At 62.7% G+C, this 14,231-nt stretch carries 12 protein-coding genes and 2 pseudogenes; 3 read left to right on the top strand and 11 right to left on the bottom strand.

What is annotated here, in order from left to right; genetic code table 11:
* Nucleotides 1-41 precede the first annotated feature (41 nt).
* From NUH86_RS12675 to rpsM, 5 genes are all read right to left on the bottom strand, one after another.
* On the bottom strand, nt 42-2,225 hold the full coding sequence (locus NUH86_RS12675) for a prolyl oligopeptidase family serine peptidase (RefSeq protein WP_267249834.1): 2,184 nt from the start codon (nt 2,223-2,225) through the stop codon (nt 42-44).
* 113 nt (nt 2,226-2,338) lie between these two features.
* Nucleotides 2,339-2,764: a 50S ribosomal protein L17 gene (gene rplQ / locus NUH86_RS12670; protein WP_066553334.1), complete on the bottom strand. Its 426-nt coding sequence runs from the start codon at nt 2,762-2,764 to the stop codon at nt 2,339-2,341.
* Nucleotides 2,765-2,886: 122 nt separating this feature from the next.
* A complete protein-coding gene (locus NUH86_RS12665) occupies nt 2,887-3,951 on the bottom strand; it encodes a DNA-directed RNA polymerase subunit alpha (RefSeq protein WP_267249833.1) in 1,065 nt (354 codons plus the stop codon).
* A gap of 121 nt (nt 3,952-4,072) precedes the next feature.
* The gene (gene rpsK / locus NUH86_RS12660) at nt 4,073-4,462 is read right to left on the bottom strand and encodes a 30S ribosomal protein S11 (RefSeq protein WP_004208752.1); all 390 of its coding nucleotides are present in this window, start codon (nt 4,460-4,462) and stop codon (nt 4,073-4,075) included.
* 101 nt (nt 4,463-4,563) lie between these two features.
* On the bottom strand, nt 4,564-4,932 hold the full coding sequence (gene rpsM / locus NUH86_RS12655; RefSeq protein WP_021244175.1) for a 30S ribosomal protein S13: 369 nt from the start codon (nt 4,930-4,932) through the stop codon (nt 4,564-4,566).
* Between the two features lie 335 nt (nt 4,933-5,267).
* Here rpsM and NUH86_RS12650 point away from each other — a divergent pair, with 335 nt between their 5' ends.
* A complete protein-coding gene (locus NUH86_RS12650) occupies nt 5,268-5,804 on the top strand; it encodes a hypothetical protein (protein ID WP_267249832.1) in 537 nt (178 codons plus the stop codon).
* Between the two features lie 574 nt (nt 5,805-6,378).
* Here NUH86_RS12650 and NUH86_RS12645 read toward each other — a convergent pair.
* From NUH86_RS12645 to NUH86_RS24850, 3 genes are all read right to left on the bottom strand, one after another.
* Nucleotides 6,379-6,639, bottom strand: coding sequence for a 3TM-type holin (locus NUH86_RS12645; protein ID WP_267249831.1), 261 nt, complete (start codon nt 6,637-6,639; stop codon nt 6,379-6,381).
* A 13-nt stretch (nt 6,640-6,652) separates the two neighbouring features.
* The gene (locus tag NUH86_RS12640) at nt 6,653-7,192 is read right to left on the bottom strand and encodes a glycoside hydrolase family 108 protein (RefSeq protein ID WP_267249830.1); all 540 of its coding nucleotides are present in this window, start codon (nt 7,190-7,192) and stop codon (nt 6,653-6,655) included.
* 216 nt (nt 7,193-7,408) lie between these two features.
* Entirely contained in the window at nt 7,409-7,618 is a 210-nt protein-coding gene (locus NUH86_RS24850) for a hypothetical protein (protein ID WP_416365326.1), read from the bottom strand.
* 89 nt (nt 7,619-7,707) lie between these two features.
* On the opposite strand from NUH86_RS24850, the pseudogene NUH86_RS24845 reads away from it, so the two are divergent.
* Nucleotides 7,708-7,794, top strand: a pseudogene (locus NUH86_RS24845) (hypothetical protein); the annotation flags it as partial.
* A 301-nt stretch (nt 7,795-8,095) separates the two neighbouring features.
* Nucleotides 8,096-8,410: pseudogene (locus NUH86_RS12630) on the top strand (integrase core domain-containing protein); the annotation flags it as partial.
* A gap of 134 nt (nt 8,411-8,544) precedes the next feature.
* Here NUH86_RS12630 and NUH86_RS12625 read toward each other — a convergent pair.
* From NUH86_RS12625 to iolG, 3 genes are all read right to left on the bottom strand, one after another.
* Nucleotides 8,545-10,278, bottom strand: a complete 1,734-nt coding sequence (locus tag NUH86_RS12625; RefSeq protein WP_267249828.1) for a CocE/NonD family hydrolase — start codon at nt 10,276-10,278, stop codon at nt 8,545-8,547.
* A gap of 138 nt (nt 10,279-10,416) precedes the next feature.
* Nucleotides 10,417-12,765 (bottom strand): TonB-dependent receptor, encoded by a 2,349-nt coding sequence (locus NUH86_RS12620; protein ID WP_267249827.1) that lies wholly within the window; start codon nt 12,763-12,765, stop codon nt 10,417-10,419.
* A 304-nt stretch (nt 12,766-13,069) separates the two neighbouring features.
* Nucleotides 13,070-14,053, bottom strand: a complete 984-nt coding sequence (iolG, locus tag NUH86_RS12615) for an inositol 2-dehydrogenase (RefSeq protein ID WP_267249826.1) — start codon at nt 14,051-14,053, stop codon at nt 13,070-13,072.
* Nucleotides 14,054-14,231 lie beyond the last annotated feature (178 nt).

Genomic DNA, 14,231 nt, shown 5'->3' with positions numbered 1-14,231 from the left:
CTGTCGGGGGGCTGAACGACGCCTTCAGCCCAAAGCCGTCCCTATTTCGCCCCATCCCCGATCCGCAGCCCGGTGAACCGCGCGGCGAAGGCATAGCTGTCGGCATATTCGTCGATCAGCTTGTCGACCGGCTTGCCCGATCCATGGCCGGCCTTGGTATCGATGCGGATCAGGCGCGGTTTCGGCCCCAGTTCCGCCGCCTGCAACGCCGCAGCATATTTGAAGCTGTGCGCCGGAACCACCCGGTCGTCGGTATCGCCCGTCGTCACCAGTATCGCGGGATATTCCTTCCCGCCGGTGATGTTATGATAGGGCGAATAGGCGTAGAGCAGGCGGAAATCCTCCTCCCGGTCGGGCGATCCATAATCGTCGATCCAGTAACGCCCGGCGGTGAAGCGGTCGAAGCGCAGCATGTCCATCACCCCCACGGCGGGCAGGGCGGCGGCGAACAGGTCGGGCCGCTGGTTCACCACCGCGCCGACCAGCAGGCCGCCATTGGACCGCCCCTCGACCGCCAGCCCGTCGCGGGTCGCATAGCCATTGGCCTTCAGATATTCGCCCGCCGCGATGAAATCGTCGAACACATTCTGCTTGTTGGCCAGGCGGCCCGCGTCGTGCCACGCCTTGCCGAACTCTCCGCCGCCGCGCAGATTGGCGATGGCATAGACGCCCCCCTGCTCCAGCCACGCCATGCGCGTCGCCGAATAGCCGGGCGTCAACGCGATGTTGAAGCCGCCATAGCCGTAGAGGATGGTCGGCGCCGGGGTCTTGGCCAGCGCCAGCGCCTTCTTGCGGATCACCGTCATCGGGATCATCGTGCCGTCCTTCGACGGATAGCTGACCTGCTCTATGCCGTAATCGTCGGGGTCGAAGGGCAGGTCGGGCCGCGCGAACAGCTCGTACCGCAGCGTCGACGTGTCGAAGCGGTAGATGCTGGACGGCGCGGTGAAGCCGGAAAAGCTGAAGAACGTCTCCGGATCGCCGTCGCGCCCGCCGAAACCGGCCGCCGTGCCCATGCCGGGCAGCGGCACGTCGCTGACCTTGCGCCCGTTCAGGTCGACCAGCTCCGCCACGGTTTCCGCGCCGGACAGATAGGCCAGGATCAGCCGGTCCCCGACCAGCGATCCGCCCGCCAGCGTGTCCATGCGTTCGGCCACGACCTGCGTGCCGCCGCGGCGGGGATGGCGGGCGTCGATGCTGACGACGCGCAGATGCGGGGCATATCGATCGGTGATGAAATAGAGCGTCCGGCCCCGGCTGCCGATCAGCCGCCAGTCGTTGGTCATGCCCTTGACCAGCGACCGGACCTTCACCTTCCCCCCGGTCAGTTCCGCGACATGCAGTTCGCGGCGCGGGTCAGTGCCCTGGAAACTGCCGATGACCAGCCAGCGCCCGTCCTGCGTCACTTGCGCGGTGTGGCTCAGCCGGGGCCGGTCCGGGGTGGCGTAGATCAATTGGTCCTGCGCCTGCGCCGTGCCCAGGCGATGATAGAAAAGCTGCTGCCCCATGGTGGAGGATTGCAGGCCCGCCCCGTCCCGCGGCGCGGCGAAGCGGGAATAGAAGAAACCCTGGCCCCGCCCGTCCCAGGCGAGTTGGGAAAATTTCACCCATTGCACCGCGTCTTCCAGCGGCTTTGCCGTGGCGACGTCCAGCACCTTCAGCGTGCGCCAGTCGCTCCCGGCCTCCTGCACGGCATAGAGCAGGAAGCCTCCGTCGGGGGAGGGCGCCCATTCCGCCAGCGCGTCCGACCCGTCCTCCGCCCAGTCATTGGGGTCGATCAGCAGCCGCTGCGCGCCGTTCAGCCCCTCGCGCACATAGAGCGGCGTCTGGTTCTGCAGCCCCTTGTTGAAGCCGTAGAAATAGCGCCCGCCCGCCTTGCGCGGGATGGTGTAGCGGCCATGGGCGAAGAGCGCCTGCATGCGCTTCTTCAGCATGTCGCGTCCCGGCAGGCCATCGATGAAGCGGCGGGTGAGGGCGTTTTCCTTCGCCACCCAGTCGCGCACGGCGGGATCGCCGCGCAGGTCGTTTTCCAGCCAGCGATAGGGATCGGTCGCCTTGACGCCGAAATGATCCTCGACCAGATCGATCCGCTGGGCGGCGGGATAGCGCAGTCCGGAAGCCTTCGCGCCGTCCCTTGCGCCGGTGATCGCCGCATCCGGCTCGGCCCGCGCGGGGAGGACGGCCAGCAACAGCGCCGCCGATATGAGGCAGCCAAGGGCGCGCATCCTCTCCTTTCCCCTATCTTTCATGAAGATAAATGAAACGGGCCGCGGCTTTTATCAAGCCACGGCCCATCCCGAAATCAGGTTACCACTTGCGAACCCGTGGTATCAGCGGATCAAGCCGCTTCCAGCTCGTCGGCGTCGGCGCTCTGGACCGGACCCGAATCCTGGCCCTTGGCGTCGACGTCGCGGTCGACCAGTTCGATGATCGCGATCGGCGCCGCGTCCGAAGCGCGGATGCCGGCCTTGATCACGCGGGTATAGCCGCCGTTGCGATCCTTGTAGCGCTCGGCCAGGACTTCGAACAGCTTGGTAAGCTGCGTGTCGTCCTGCAGACGGGCATGGGCCAGACGACGGTTCGACAGGCCACCCTTCTTGGCGAGGGTGATCAGCTTCTCGACGTAGGGACGCAGTTCCTTCGCCTTGGGCGTGGTCGTCAGGATCTGCTCATGCTTGATGAGCGAAGCGGCGAGGTTGCGGAGCAGCGAATTACGATGCCCGGCGCTGCGCTGCAGCTTACGATGACCGACCTTGTGACGCATAATGTCTTCCTTCCGTTCGTTAAGGGGCCGTTTCAGGTACCCCAGACCAGGCGGTGATAAGGGCCACCGCCCAACAGCCCGTCAGTTCGTCATCCCAGCTTTCGCTGGGGTGACGGTTATTTTCAGCCCAGCAGCTCCTGTTCGAGCTTCTTGGCCATCTCCTCGATATTTTCCGGCGGCCAGCCGGGGATGTCCATGCCCAGGCGCAGACCCATGGACGACAGCACTTCCTTGATTTCGTTCAGCGACTTGCGGCCGAAATTGGGGGTGCGCAGCATCTCGGCCTCGGTCTTCTGGACCAGATCGCCGATATAGATGATGTTGTCGTTCTTGAGGCAGTTGGCGCTGCGGACCGACAGTTCCAGTTCGTCCACCTTCTTGAGCAGATAGCGGTTGATCTGGTTCGCGTCGCTCTCGCCCTCGCTGGCCGAACCGCCGGCGGCGGCGCCGGCAGCCGGAGCGGCGGCGGGCAGCGCGTCCTCGAAGTGGACGAAGAGCTGGAGCTGGTCCTGCAGGATGCGGGCGGCATAGGCCACCGCGTCTTCCGGCGTGACGGTGCCGTCGGTCTCGACAGTCAGCGACAGCTTGTCATAGTCCAGTTCCTGGCCGACGCGGGTATTGTCGACCTTGTAGGCGACCTGACGGACCGGCGAGTAGAGCGCGTCGATCGGGATCAGGCCGATCGGGGCGTCCGCCGGACGGTTGGCGACGGCGGGGACATAGCCCTTGCCGACGTCAGCGGTCAGTTCCATGTTCAGCGTCGCGCCCTGGTCCAGGTGGCAGATCACCAGGTCGGGGTTCATCACTTCGATGTCGCCGACGGTGGTGATGTCGCCCGCGCGCACTTCGGCGGGGCCGGTGGCGGAAAGCTGAAGACGGCGCGGACCGTCGCCTTCCATGCGCAGCGCGACCTGCTTGATGTTGAGGACGATGTCCGTCACATCTTCGCGGACGCCGGCGAGCGAGGAAAATTCGTGCAGGACGTTCTCGATCTTGATCGAGGTGACCGCCGCGCCCTGGAGCGAGGACAGAAGAACCCGGCGCAGCGCATTGCCAAGCGTCAGCCCGAAGCCGCGCTCCAGAGGTTCGGCGACGAACGTCGCCTTGCGCTTGCCGTCGCCCGATACCTTGATCTCAAGGCTGTTGGGCTTCTTCAATTCCTGCCAGTTCTTCATGTTGACAGTCATGTATTTCCCCTGGGGATGGGGCCGAAACGCTTAAAATCCTGACCCGACAGGACGTTCCGACCGATGCAGATGGGTAAGCGGGCGGCGCGTCCGCCGCCCGCCGAAACCTTGACGCCGGCGGTTAGACGCGGCGGCGCTTGGAAGGACGCACGCCGTTGTGCGGGATCGGCGTCACGTCGCGGATGGAGGTGATGTGGAAACCGACGGCCTGCAACGCGCGCAGGGCCGATTCACGGCCCGAACCCGGACCCTTCACTTCGACTTCCAGGGTGCGCACGCCATGTTCGGCGGCCTTGCGGCCCGCGTCTTCGGCGCAGACCTGCGCGGCGTAGGGGGTCGACTTGCGGCTGCCCTTGAAGCCCATCATGCCCGCCGAGGACCAGGAGATCGCGTTGCCCTGGGCGTCGGTGATGGTCACCATGGTGTTGTTGAAGCTGGCGTTGACGTGCGCGACGCCGGCCGAGATGTTCTTGCGTTCGCGGCGCTTGATGCGCTGGGGTTCGCGTGCCATTTTTGCTCTATCCTACTGAAACTTGTGTTGCTGGAGGCGTCTCGCTTGGGGAGAGCTGCCTCCGGCGGAGAAGAAGACGAAATAGTCCCTCGGACTATTCCTTACTTCTTCTTGCCTGCGATCGGCTTCGCCTTGCCCTTGCGGGTGCGCGCATTGGTGTGCGTGCGCTGGCCGCGAACCGGCAGCCCCTTGCGGTGACGCAGGCCGCGATAGCAGGCCAGGTCCATCAGGCGCTTGATGTTCATCGCGGTTTCGCGGCGCAGGTCGCCCTCGACCGTCAGGTCGGCGTCGATGGCTTCGCGGATCTGCAGGACTTCGGCGTCCGACAGGTCCTGAACGCGGCGGCTGTGGTCGATGCCCAGCTTGGTGGCGATGTCGACGGCGGTCTTGCGGCCGATGCCGTGAATGTAGGTGAGCGCGATGATCACGCGCTTGTTGGTCGGGATGTTGACACCCGCAATACGTGCCATGGTAATCTGTACTCCTGCTCCACGGGGCGGTTGGCGCCGACCCATCTCAAAGCGTCCGGGCTGAAATCCCTTGATAAGGACTTGCAGCCGATTCGATAGACCCCAGGACGCAAAAAGGACGGCCAGTGCCGTTGCACTGCCGCTCTCCAGCGAATTGGGAAGGGGTGCCCTTACCGATTCGGTTCCCCACTGTCAATGACGAGCCGGCGCAAAAGCGGTGAAATCCGGCGCTTCCCCGCTCCCGCTCCCGCGGTCCGGCCGGGCGCTGCGTCCGGCCCTTTCCGGCCGCCCTTTTCCGGTTGCTGCCATCCCTTTCCCTGGGGCATGGAGGGGGGATGCGCTTTCCTCTGCCCTCCGCCGTCCTGGCGCCCTCGCTTCTGCTGGCCTCCTGCGTCGGCGCGCCCGACCGTCCTGCGCCCGCCCCGGCTCCCGCGCCCAGGCCCGCCCCCGCGCCCAGGCCCGCCCCTGCGCCGCCCGCGCCGGTCGAATGGCAGGACCGCGACACCACGCCCGGCGACTGGCGCTATCAGGTCGACGGCGCGGGATCGGTCGCGCTGTTCGGCGCCGATGCGCAGGGCAGCCTGTTCGTCATCCGCTGCGACCGGGCGGCGCGGCGCGTCAGCCTGCTGCGTCCCGGCGTCGCGGCCACGGCGATGACGGTGCGGACCAGCTATGGCGCGGTGAACTGGCCCGCCAGCGCGCCCTCCGGCACCGTTCCGGCGACCCAGGCGATCCGCGCCGCCAACGATGCGGCGCTCGATCAAATCGCCTATAGCCGGGGCCGTTTCGCGGTCGAGGTGCAGGGCTTGCCCATGTTGATCCTGCCCGCCTGGGCGGAGGTCGGCCGCGTCGTGGAGGATTGCCGCGCCTAAGCCTTTGATTTCCGGGAATTTCCGCTGATTTCGAAGCAAATCGCCTGGGAAATGCGGACGTAGAAGTATGATTCGAAAAAAGAATTTTACAAGCCTTGATCATGCGGCTCGTCTGATTCACATTTCCTTTCATAGGCGGCGAAGGACCAGTACCGGGAACGGCTATAGGGGCTTCAACTAGCGAAAGGAGGTGATCCGATGTCTCATGGTTCAGCAATGGGGTCGGTCAAGTCCATTCGGGGAACGCGCCGCTGAGCGACGCCATAGCGTCGGTTTTGCAGAAAAAGGGCCATTGTCGACCGCGGTTTCGCGGGCGAAATGTCCTATCTGGAAAATAGCGCGATCAACGTTTCCCATGGGCGGCGCTTCCGGCCGCTGACCATGTCAATGACGGGCCGTTGGAGGAAACCCTCCAACGGCCCCTCTCATGCGTGGGGTCGTCGGGATTCTGCCTGGACGAAATCCCGACAACCCCATGGCGACGTAATTCTCTCTCTTCCCCCGCGGGCCGAGCCTGTCGAAGCCGCTGCCTCTCCGGGGCCGGGCGCGGTCCTTCCCGACAGCATATCCGCCTTTAGCGCTCCACTCCCTTGACCTTCCCCCAGGCCCGCGCCGCCGTATAGCCCAGATAACCCGTGCCGAAGAGCGCGTAGAGCGGCTCCGGCAGGGCGTTGAAATAGGCCCGCATCGCCCGGACGATCGCCGCCGCCACATCGGGCCGCGCCCCTCCGATCAGCCCCAGCGGCACCGACCAGAGCAGCAGGCCGTACATGACGTAGAGAAAGGCCGGCCGCGCCCGCCGCGTCCACCGGTCCCCCGCGTTTCGCCTTGTCATGGCATTCTCCCCTCTAACCGATCCGGTTCGCCAGCCAGCCATAGAGAAAGGCCTCGTTGGCCGGGCGGCTTTCCGCCAGCGCCAGATAACGCTCCCCCTGAAGCGCTTCGAGCGCCTTGAGCAGCACCTTCTCGCCTGAACGTCCGCGAAATTTCAGAAAGGCGCCCAGGGCCGCCAGCGTCTTCGCCCCCACCGCCTGGTCGACCTTCAGATCGGGATAGTCGGCCCCATTGCGATTGAACGCATTCAACGCCCGCTGGAGAAAGCCGCCGGCGGTCCCCGGCCCCATGTTCACCGCCGTATCGAACAGTTCCTCCGCGACGAGGGGCGCCAGTTCCGCGACAAAGGCAAAGCCCGGCCTCTCCCAATAAAGCCGCCGATAGATGGCGACGGCCACGCCGCGGGGCAGGGCGCGCATATCGCCCATGAAGCCGTTCGCCCGCGCCACCGCCTGGGTGATCCCGAAATTGGTAGGCCCGCCGCGATCCGCCGGATGGTTGCCATACCCGCCTTCGCGCGCGATCACCTCGTCGATCAGAGCCGAAATATCCATGAAACCGCCTCCCAGTGCAGAAAGGCGGATCACTTATCCCATTTGGTTCGCTGTAGGACAGCGCAAAACCGCCCCACCCGCGAAATAGGAAAAATAGGATTTTGGGAAAATCCGACGAAACCGTTTCAATTGACGATTTCGTTCATGGATTTTTGGTCGGGACGAGAGGATTTGAACCTCCCGACCCCCACACCCCCAGCCCGCCTTTTTGATGACTCATAATACACCGGAACTAAACAATAAACCTTGAAAAATGTGGTCTTTCTGCCAGTCTGTCGATATGTCTGGTGGTGCAGATTGTCCCGTTATGTTCCGCTCTGTTGCAGCAAGTTGCACCACCAGCGCACCACCAGAACGATGCGATTCGGGATTTGATTTTTTGGCAGGCGAGGCCGGAATAATGCGAACTGCTTTGACACAATCCATGGTCGATAAGTTTCCCCATATCGGTTAAAGTCAAAGATTATAGGGATGCCCGGCTGAAAGGCTTGATCCTGCGCATAACGCCCGCCGGGGTGAAGTCCTTCTATTGCGAATATGCGCGGGGCAAGCGGGTGTGGCTGGGCAGGGCCGATGCGGTGGGTTTGTCCGAGGCCCGCGAGAGCGCCCGCGTCATTCTCTCCGAAGTCTATCGCGGCATTGATCCCATCGAAGCGCGCAAGCCCAAGCGGGAGGTGCCGACCTTCCGCGCCTTTCTCGCTAGCGACTATGGGCTTTGGGCCAAGGCCAATCAAAAAGCGCATAAGCAAAACCTCAACCGGCTGGCGACCGCGTTCAAGGTGCTGCTGGACAAACGCCTCGATCCCCGTCTGACCAGTCTGGAACTGCAGGCAGCCGTGCCGGTGCCGGGCGAGCATCCAGTCGAAATGGGAGGCCATCGCCAACGGCGAGATCTTCCGCGCTCATGCCTTCGAATATGCTTGCGCCCTCAGCGACATCGATCACCGCACCACCAAGCCCAAGCATCCCTGGACCAATGGCCAAGTCGAGCGGATGAACCGCACCATCAAGGATGCCACCGTCAAGCGGTTCTACTACAAACACACGATCAGCTGCGCGAACATCTTGCCAACTTCGTCGCCGCCTACAACTTCGCCAAGCGGCTGAAGACCCTCCAAGGGCCTTACCCCCTACGAGTTCATCTGCAAATGCTGGACAAAAGAACCCCAGCGCTTCACATCAGACCCGCACCATCAAATCCCGGGACCAAACATCTAGTCGTTCTTGGCGGTCGACTAGCTATCAACCCGGACAGATCCTGCCGGTTACTGGTGGCGCAGGCGTCAAAAGCGCTGGCGGACGCGAACCCTATGGCGTCGGACATCACTAAAGCTGCGGAAACTCTGTTCCGCTTAGCGCTCTATGATCGGCAGGATCAGACGGCTGGGGCAGGTTGGCCCACGATGGATGCGATTTACCGCCACGACCATGTCGGCTTCGCGCTCTGCGCTGATGTTGCCTCCGGTATTGCTGTTGCGGTCGTAGCGCGGGAAGTTGCTGCTCGAGACTTCGAGCCGGAGGCGGTGGCCGGGAAGAAAGACGTTCGACGTCACGCCCACATCGATCGTGATCTCGAAAACTTCACCTGGGGACATCGTTACCGGCTCCGCAAGCGACTTGCGGTACCGCATCCGCAGAATGCCCTCACAGAGCGGGATAACCCGTCCGTCCGGGAACACGTCGACCAGCTTGGCGGTGAAGTCCGTATCCACCGCCGAAGATGACACGAAGAGCTTGAGCGAGATGGGTCCCGTGACTTCGAGTGGGCGATCAAGAACGGCGCTGCTGAAGCAGAGAACATCGTCGCGGGCTTCCACTGCCGACTGATCGACCGGTCCGTTGAATCCGAAAGCCAGCGTGTTGCCGCCGACGGAGGGCACCGGACGGCGAGGATCGTAGAGATAGTGATCGGCCTCGTCGCGCGTGGCGGGATCGACAGTGAGCAGGCCGTTGCCATTGGCGGTGTTGGCCGCGCCCACCCCATCCAGATGATAGTCGACGAACTTCGTGTCGTGGAGCGGCCAGGACTGCTCGTCCCGCCACTGGTCGACACCCATGACGAAGAGGCGCACCGGTGACGAGCCGTCCAGGGCATCCTCCCTTCCTTTCAACCACCGGTCGAAGAAGGCGAGGTGCGCGGGTGTCAGCTGGGCCGCCATCGCGCTCGCCGCCGCACCGAAATCGCGATCAGGGAACACGCCGTTGCAACCGACGGTCTGGCTGTGACTCCACGGCCCGACAATGAGCCGTTGTCCGTTGCGCGCGCCCTCGGAACCAGCGCGCTCTTGCATCGTCACGTAATCGGCAAGCTGCTGCGTCACGAAAAGGTCATACCATCCGGAAATGGACAGCGCCGGCGTCTTGATCTGTTGGGCCTTGTCGACCGCTGATTGTGACGTCCAAAACTCGTCGCGGCTGGGGTGCGCCAACATCTCGTTGAGCCAGGGTATATATTTGGTGACCAATGGCTTGTCGGCCACCGGCGTCTCCCACATGATCCGATCGATGTTCTGCAGCATGGCGGCGAGCTGTTGGACATCCGCTGGCTCACCCTCACCTTGGGAAAGCTTGCGAACTGCTGCGTTCATCGCCATCGCTACGCTCCACGTGATTAAGCTATGGAGCGACAGCGCGCCGCCGGGCGAATACCAGGGCGCGCGGTAGAGATCGGCGCTCGTGACAACCGGAACAATCGCCTTGAGAGCGGGCGTCCCCGTCGCGGCCGCCTGCCATTGAACGAGCCCGAGGTAGGATCCTCCCCACATGCCCACCGAACCGTCACACCATGGTTGTTCGGCCAGCCAGCGGATCGTGTCCTCGCCGTCGTCTACGTCGTGTACATGCGGTACGAACTCGGCGTCGGAATTAAACGTCCCCCGCACATCCTGCATCACGACGGCATAGCCGGCGCGCACGAGGGCAAACACGTTCGGTGCAAGGCCGTGCGCCACCTCTTCTTTTCCATAGGGGCTACGCAGCAGCAAGGCGGGCACCCGCTCGCCCCCTTCAGGTCGCCAGACGTTCGTGGCAAGCCCGACGCCGTCGCGCATGAGGATCTTTACGTTATCTTCGAATATGGACTTCATATGTTTTCCTGCGCGGCAGCTGGTAAACGGTGAAACACCGTTTACCAGCTGGGGGGCGTCCTCCAAAGTGCTGGAGGACATCGGCTGTAGGCAGATCAGTACCGACTACGCGTGCAGACGATGCCGGCACCTTTTCACCTACATCCGGTAATTCACCGTCACGCCGACCGTGCGAAATGAATTCGGTCCGAACTGGCTCCAGTAATTGCCGCCCAAGGCAGCGTCGCTAACGCCCGACGGACCCACGTAAAAAGCTGACACCGGATCCTGGAGAATGTAACTTGGGACTCGCTTGTCGAACAGATTGCGCACGAAAGCGGTAATCGACAGCCGGTCGTCCTGGGTATGGGCGCCAGCCGATAATCCGAAGATCGCGTTGGCCCCGACGCGCAGGTGTGGATCGCGCGTCTGGCCGAAGTAGAAGCTGCTGCGATGATAGACGTCCCCCTGCAGGAAGCCGACCCATTCGCTCGACACAGGACGTTCGTACCGCGCGGTGAATGAGGTGGTCCAGCGCGGAGCATTATCGAGCTGGTTCCCACTGACATCCGTTGTATTGGTACTGGGATCACACTGGTTCCTGCCAGTGCCTGCCGGAAGCCCGTAAGTACAGGGGATGCCAGAGAGACCGACGTACTTCGTGTCGTTAAAGGTGGTCCCACCGCTTATGGTCAGGCCATCGAACGGCAGTGCGGTGAACTCGACCTCTACCCCGCGGGACTTCAACTGCCCTGCATTCAGGGTCATAAAGCCCGCTGCGGTACCGGGTCGTTGGGCCTGCGTCTGGAACCCGTCGAAGGTGGTGTCGAACAGGGCCATGTTGAGCCGGAGCCTGCGATCAAAGAGCGTGGATTTGACGCCAAGCTCGTAGCTCTTCGGAATTTCCGGATCCACTAAAGTACCGGTCAACTGGTCGAAAGTCGGCCCCTTGTAGCCCCGCGAGTAGGTGGCATAGACGAGCACGTCAGGCGCAATCGTGTAGTCAGCGCCGAAGCGATAGGAGAAATTGTCCTTCTTCGTTTGGACCGAAAAATGCTTGTCGGGGCCATAAAGGGGCAGCAGAGCTGCCGGGTTCGTTAGATCCAGATGGTAGCGAAGATCGTCATGGGTGTAACGGCCGCCTGCGGTCACCCGCAGGGAGTCGGTAAGTTTATACTGTCCTTCAAAGAAACCGGCATAGCTCTTGATGAGCGCAGTACCGTCGGCGTAGCCTCCCAAAAAGGAGAGACCGGGACCGGGAGAGGGCAGGCCGAGATTTGCCCCTTGCAGGAGAAACTCGCGCGCGTTGAGGTCCAGATAGAAAAGGCCGAGCTGATAGCTGAACCGGCCGTCCGCCGGTGAGGTCAGACGCAGTTCTTCCGTAGTCTGGTGACGCCGCAAGCCCCCCGTATTGACGCTGAACAGGTCCGCCGTCGTCGTGTCGGTGTCGATCGAGGTGTTTGTCTTGGCACGGCGGTGTGCGAGCACGTTCGTCAGCGTATATCCGCCGCCAAGCTCGATCTCTGCCTTCAGCGACACCCCGTACACATCGGAGCCGTTGGTGTTCGCTATATCGGTCGCCATGCTGGTGTTCTTTGGCGAGGCAAACACCCCATTGCTGGCGTTGATCGTGGAGATCAGCCCGCCGGGCGCGGTGAAACGGTGCACGAGCACGCCTTCGCCGGGGCCTTTCGAATTCTGGTAATCGCCTGCAACCGTCAGACGGATGCTGTCGCTCGGCTCCCAAAGAAATTTCAAGCGGCCGCCGACCGCCGTGTTACCGAGATTCTGGCGGAGACTGGTGTCGCGCACAACCGCGTCCTGCCGCGTAACAAAGCCGGAAACGCGCAGTGCGGAATTGCCGGTTATCGGCATATTCCCGGCGACCTGAAGCGACGCGACATTGCCGGCACCAGGAGCCGTCGTGTTGCCATATTGAATATTTGCCAAGAATTCGGTGCGGTTCAGCCGGGGCTGGGCCGTGACGATGTTGATCAGGCCGGCCGAGGCATTCTTGCCGAACAGCATGCCTTGCGGACCACGCAGCACCTCGACCCGGTCAAGATCGAAGAACTGGACATTGCCGAATTGCGGCCGGCTCATCACCACGTCGTCGATCACGACGCCGACGCTGGATTCGACCTGCGGACCAAAAACGGACGTGCCGATACCGCGAATCGTGAAGTTGAGAGCGCCCGTCTGCTGATTGGTCGATCGCACCTGAAGGCTAGGGGTCAAATTCACCAGCTGATAGGCGTTGAGAACCTGATGCTGCTCAAGGCTGGCTGCTGACGCGACGCTGACCGCGACGGGCACGGTCTGGGCGCTCTCACTGCGGCGCCGCGCCGTGACGATGATGTCTTGCAGTCCCTTGCGGCTGGTCGATTCGGTTTGCTCCGCGCCGGCTGGAGCAGAGTTGGCGGACGCTTCCGCTCGCGCAGGAGCAGAGACTGCTCCAAGTGTGCCGACCAGGGCGACGCTGCCCAGCAGAACAACCTTGCTTCTCATTAAATCCTCCCATGTCCTTGCCGATTCTGCGCGGCTGTCCTTTTTATAAGAATGGAATATATATTCTGTCAATGTTAATATGGAAATATTTTTGCAAATACCGTAGTCCAACTTGGCCTTGGAGAGCACGCCGAAGGCAAGGCGGCGCTGACGGCTCCGGTGCGGATCACCACGCTTTTTTTCTTCAGCGAAAGATCCGGCTAGCGATCACCGCCGTCATGCGAAAGCTCGTCGTCACCGCAAACGCACTGCTCAAGGCCGATAGGTGCTGGGCACAATCTCAGGGTTGATCATCACGGATACTCTAAACCGCAACCGATGCGCCCCTGGCCAGCGAACGCCGCGCCGCGTCGGCCAAGGCCAGCGCCGCGACACCGTCATGAAAATTGACGAGCGGCAGCGCGCGTCCAGCGAGAATGTCGGCAAAATGGCTCAGTTCATTGCGAAACGCCGCAGCGTAGCGCTCGAGGAAGAAGTTCTGGAATGGCGCGGCACGAGCGCCGTCCTCGCGCCAGACCTGGACCGTTGACTCGGTCATGTTGCCGGCCGCGACGAGGCCCCGGGAGCAAAAGGCCTCCACGCGCTGGTCGTAGCCGAAGCCGCTGCGCCGGCTGTTGGCAATGACCGCAAGCTTGCCCGATGCGGTGCGCAGCAGAACGCGCGCCGTATCGATGTCGCCGGCTTCGCCGATTGCCGGGTCGACCAGGCAGCTTCCCCAGGCGAACAATTCGACAGGTTCTTCGCCGAGCAGGAACCGTGCCATGTCGAAGTCATGAATGGTCATGTCGGCGAACAGTCCGCCCGATGTCCGTACATAGTCGACGGGCGGTGGCGACGGGTCGTTGCTCGTGACTTGCAGCGACTCGAGCGCACCCGCCTCGCCCGAGACGAGCTTCGCCTTCAGCGCGGCGAAGTTAGGGTCGAATCGGCGATTGAAGCCAACGAAGACTGGGGCGTCGCCGAGCGTTTTTGCGGCGGCGCGTGCGCGAGTAAGGTCTAGATCGACCGGCTTCTCGCAGAATACCGCCTTGCCCGCCTGATTCGCGCGCAGGCTGAGATCGAGGTGGGTGTCGGTATTGGTCGCCACCAGGACTCCCGTCACTGCCGAATCGGCGATGGCTTCGTTTGCTCCGCCGACGCGCGCCCCAAAGCGCGACGCGAGTTCCTGAGCAGCCTCCACATTCCTATCGCAAACCCAGGCAAGCCTCAGTTCAGGGTGTGCTGCGATGTTGGTCGCATGGATGCGCCCTATTCTGCCAGCGCCAAAGAGGGCCACGCTGTATGTCATAATGTCTCAATCCTGCCGAGATGCACGGGAGAACCGTGCGCGTCATATAGAAGGATAATTCTACATGAAGATGATATGAAATTCTAGGTGGCTTGGAACATTCTTCAGAACGCGTTACTCATTGCGTTATCCAACGGAACGGGTGTTCAGCAGAACTTGCCGCGGGAAGGAATGATAG

The organism is Sphingobium sp. JS3065 (assembly GCF_026427355.1).
Lineage (GTDB): Bacteria > Pseudomonadota > Alphaproteobacteria > Sphingomonadales > Sphingomonadaceae > Sphingobium.
This window is presented reverse-complemented; position numbering and strand designations above follow the sequence as displayed.

What these genes read in the sequence shown, in the direction of transcription:
- rplQ (WP_066553334.1), bottom strand. Translation starts at nt 2,764, where the DNA reads ATGCGTCACAAGGTCGGTCATCGTAAGCTGCAGCGCAGCGCCGGGCAT.
- rpsM (WP_021244175.1), bottom strand. Translation starts at nt 4,932, where the DNA reads ATGGCACGTATTGCGGGTGTCAACATCCCGACCAACAAGCGCGTGATC.
- NUH86_RS12650 (WP_267249832.1), top strand. Translation starts at nt 5,268, where the DNA reads ATGCGCTTTCCTCTGCCCTCCGCCGTCCTGGCGCCCTCGCTTCTGCTG.
- NUH86_RS12675 (WP_267249834.1), bottom strand. Translation starts at nt 2,225, where the DNA reads ATGCGCGCCCTTGGCTGCCTCATATCGGCGGCGCTGTTGCTGGCCGTC.
- NUH86_RS12645 (WP_267249831.1), bottom strand. Translation starts at nt 6,639, where the DNA reads ATGACAAGGCGAAACGCGGGGGACCGGTGGACGCGGCGGGCGCGGCCG.
- NUH86_RS12640 (WP_267249830.1), bottom strand. Translation starts at nt 7,192, where the DNA reads ATGGATATTTCGGCTCTGATCGACGAGGTGATCGCGCGCGAAGGCGGG.
- iolG (WP_267249826.1), bottom strand. Translation starts at nt 14,053, where the DNA reads ATGACATACAGCGTGGCCCTCTTTGGCGCTGGCAGAATAGGGCGCATC.
- NUH86_RS12620 (WP_267249827.1), bottom strand. Translation starts at nt 12,765, where the DNA reads ATGAGAAGCAAGGTTGTTCTGCTGGGCAGCGTCGCCCTGGTCGGCACA.
- NUH86_RS12625 (WP_267249828.1), bottom strand. Translation starts at nt 10,278, where the DNA reads ATGAAGTCCATATTCGAAGATAACGTAAAGATCCTCATGCGCGACGGC.
- NUH86_RS12665 (WP_267249833.1), bottom strand. Translation starts at nt 3,951, where the DNA reads ATGACTGTCAACATGAAGAACTGGCAGGAATTGAAGAAGCCCAACAGC.
- rpsK (WP_004208752.1), bottom strand. Translation starts at nt 4,462, where the DNA reads ATGGCACGCGAACCCCAGCGCATCAAGCGCCGCGAACGCAAGAACATC.
- NUH86_RS24850 (WP_416365326.1), bottom strand. Translation starts at nt 7,618, where the DNA reads ATGGATTGTGTCAAAGCAGTTCGCATTATTCCGGCCTCGCCTGCCAAA.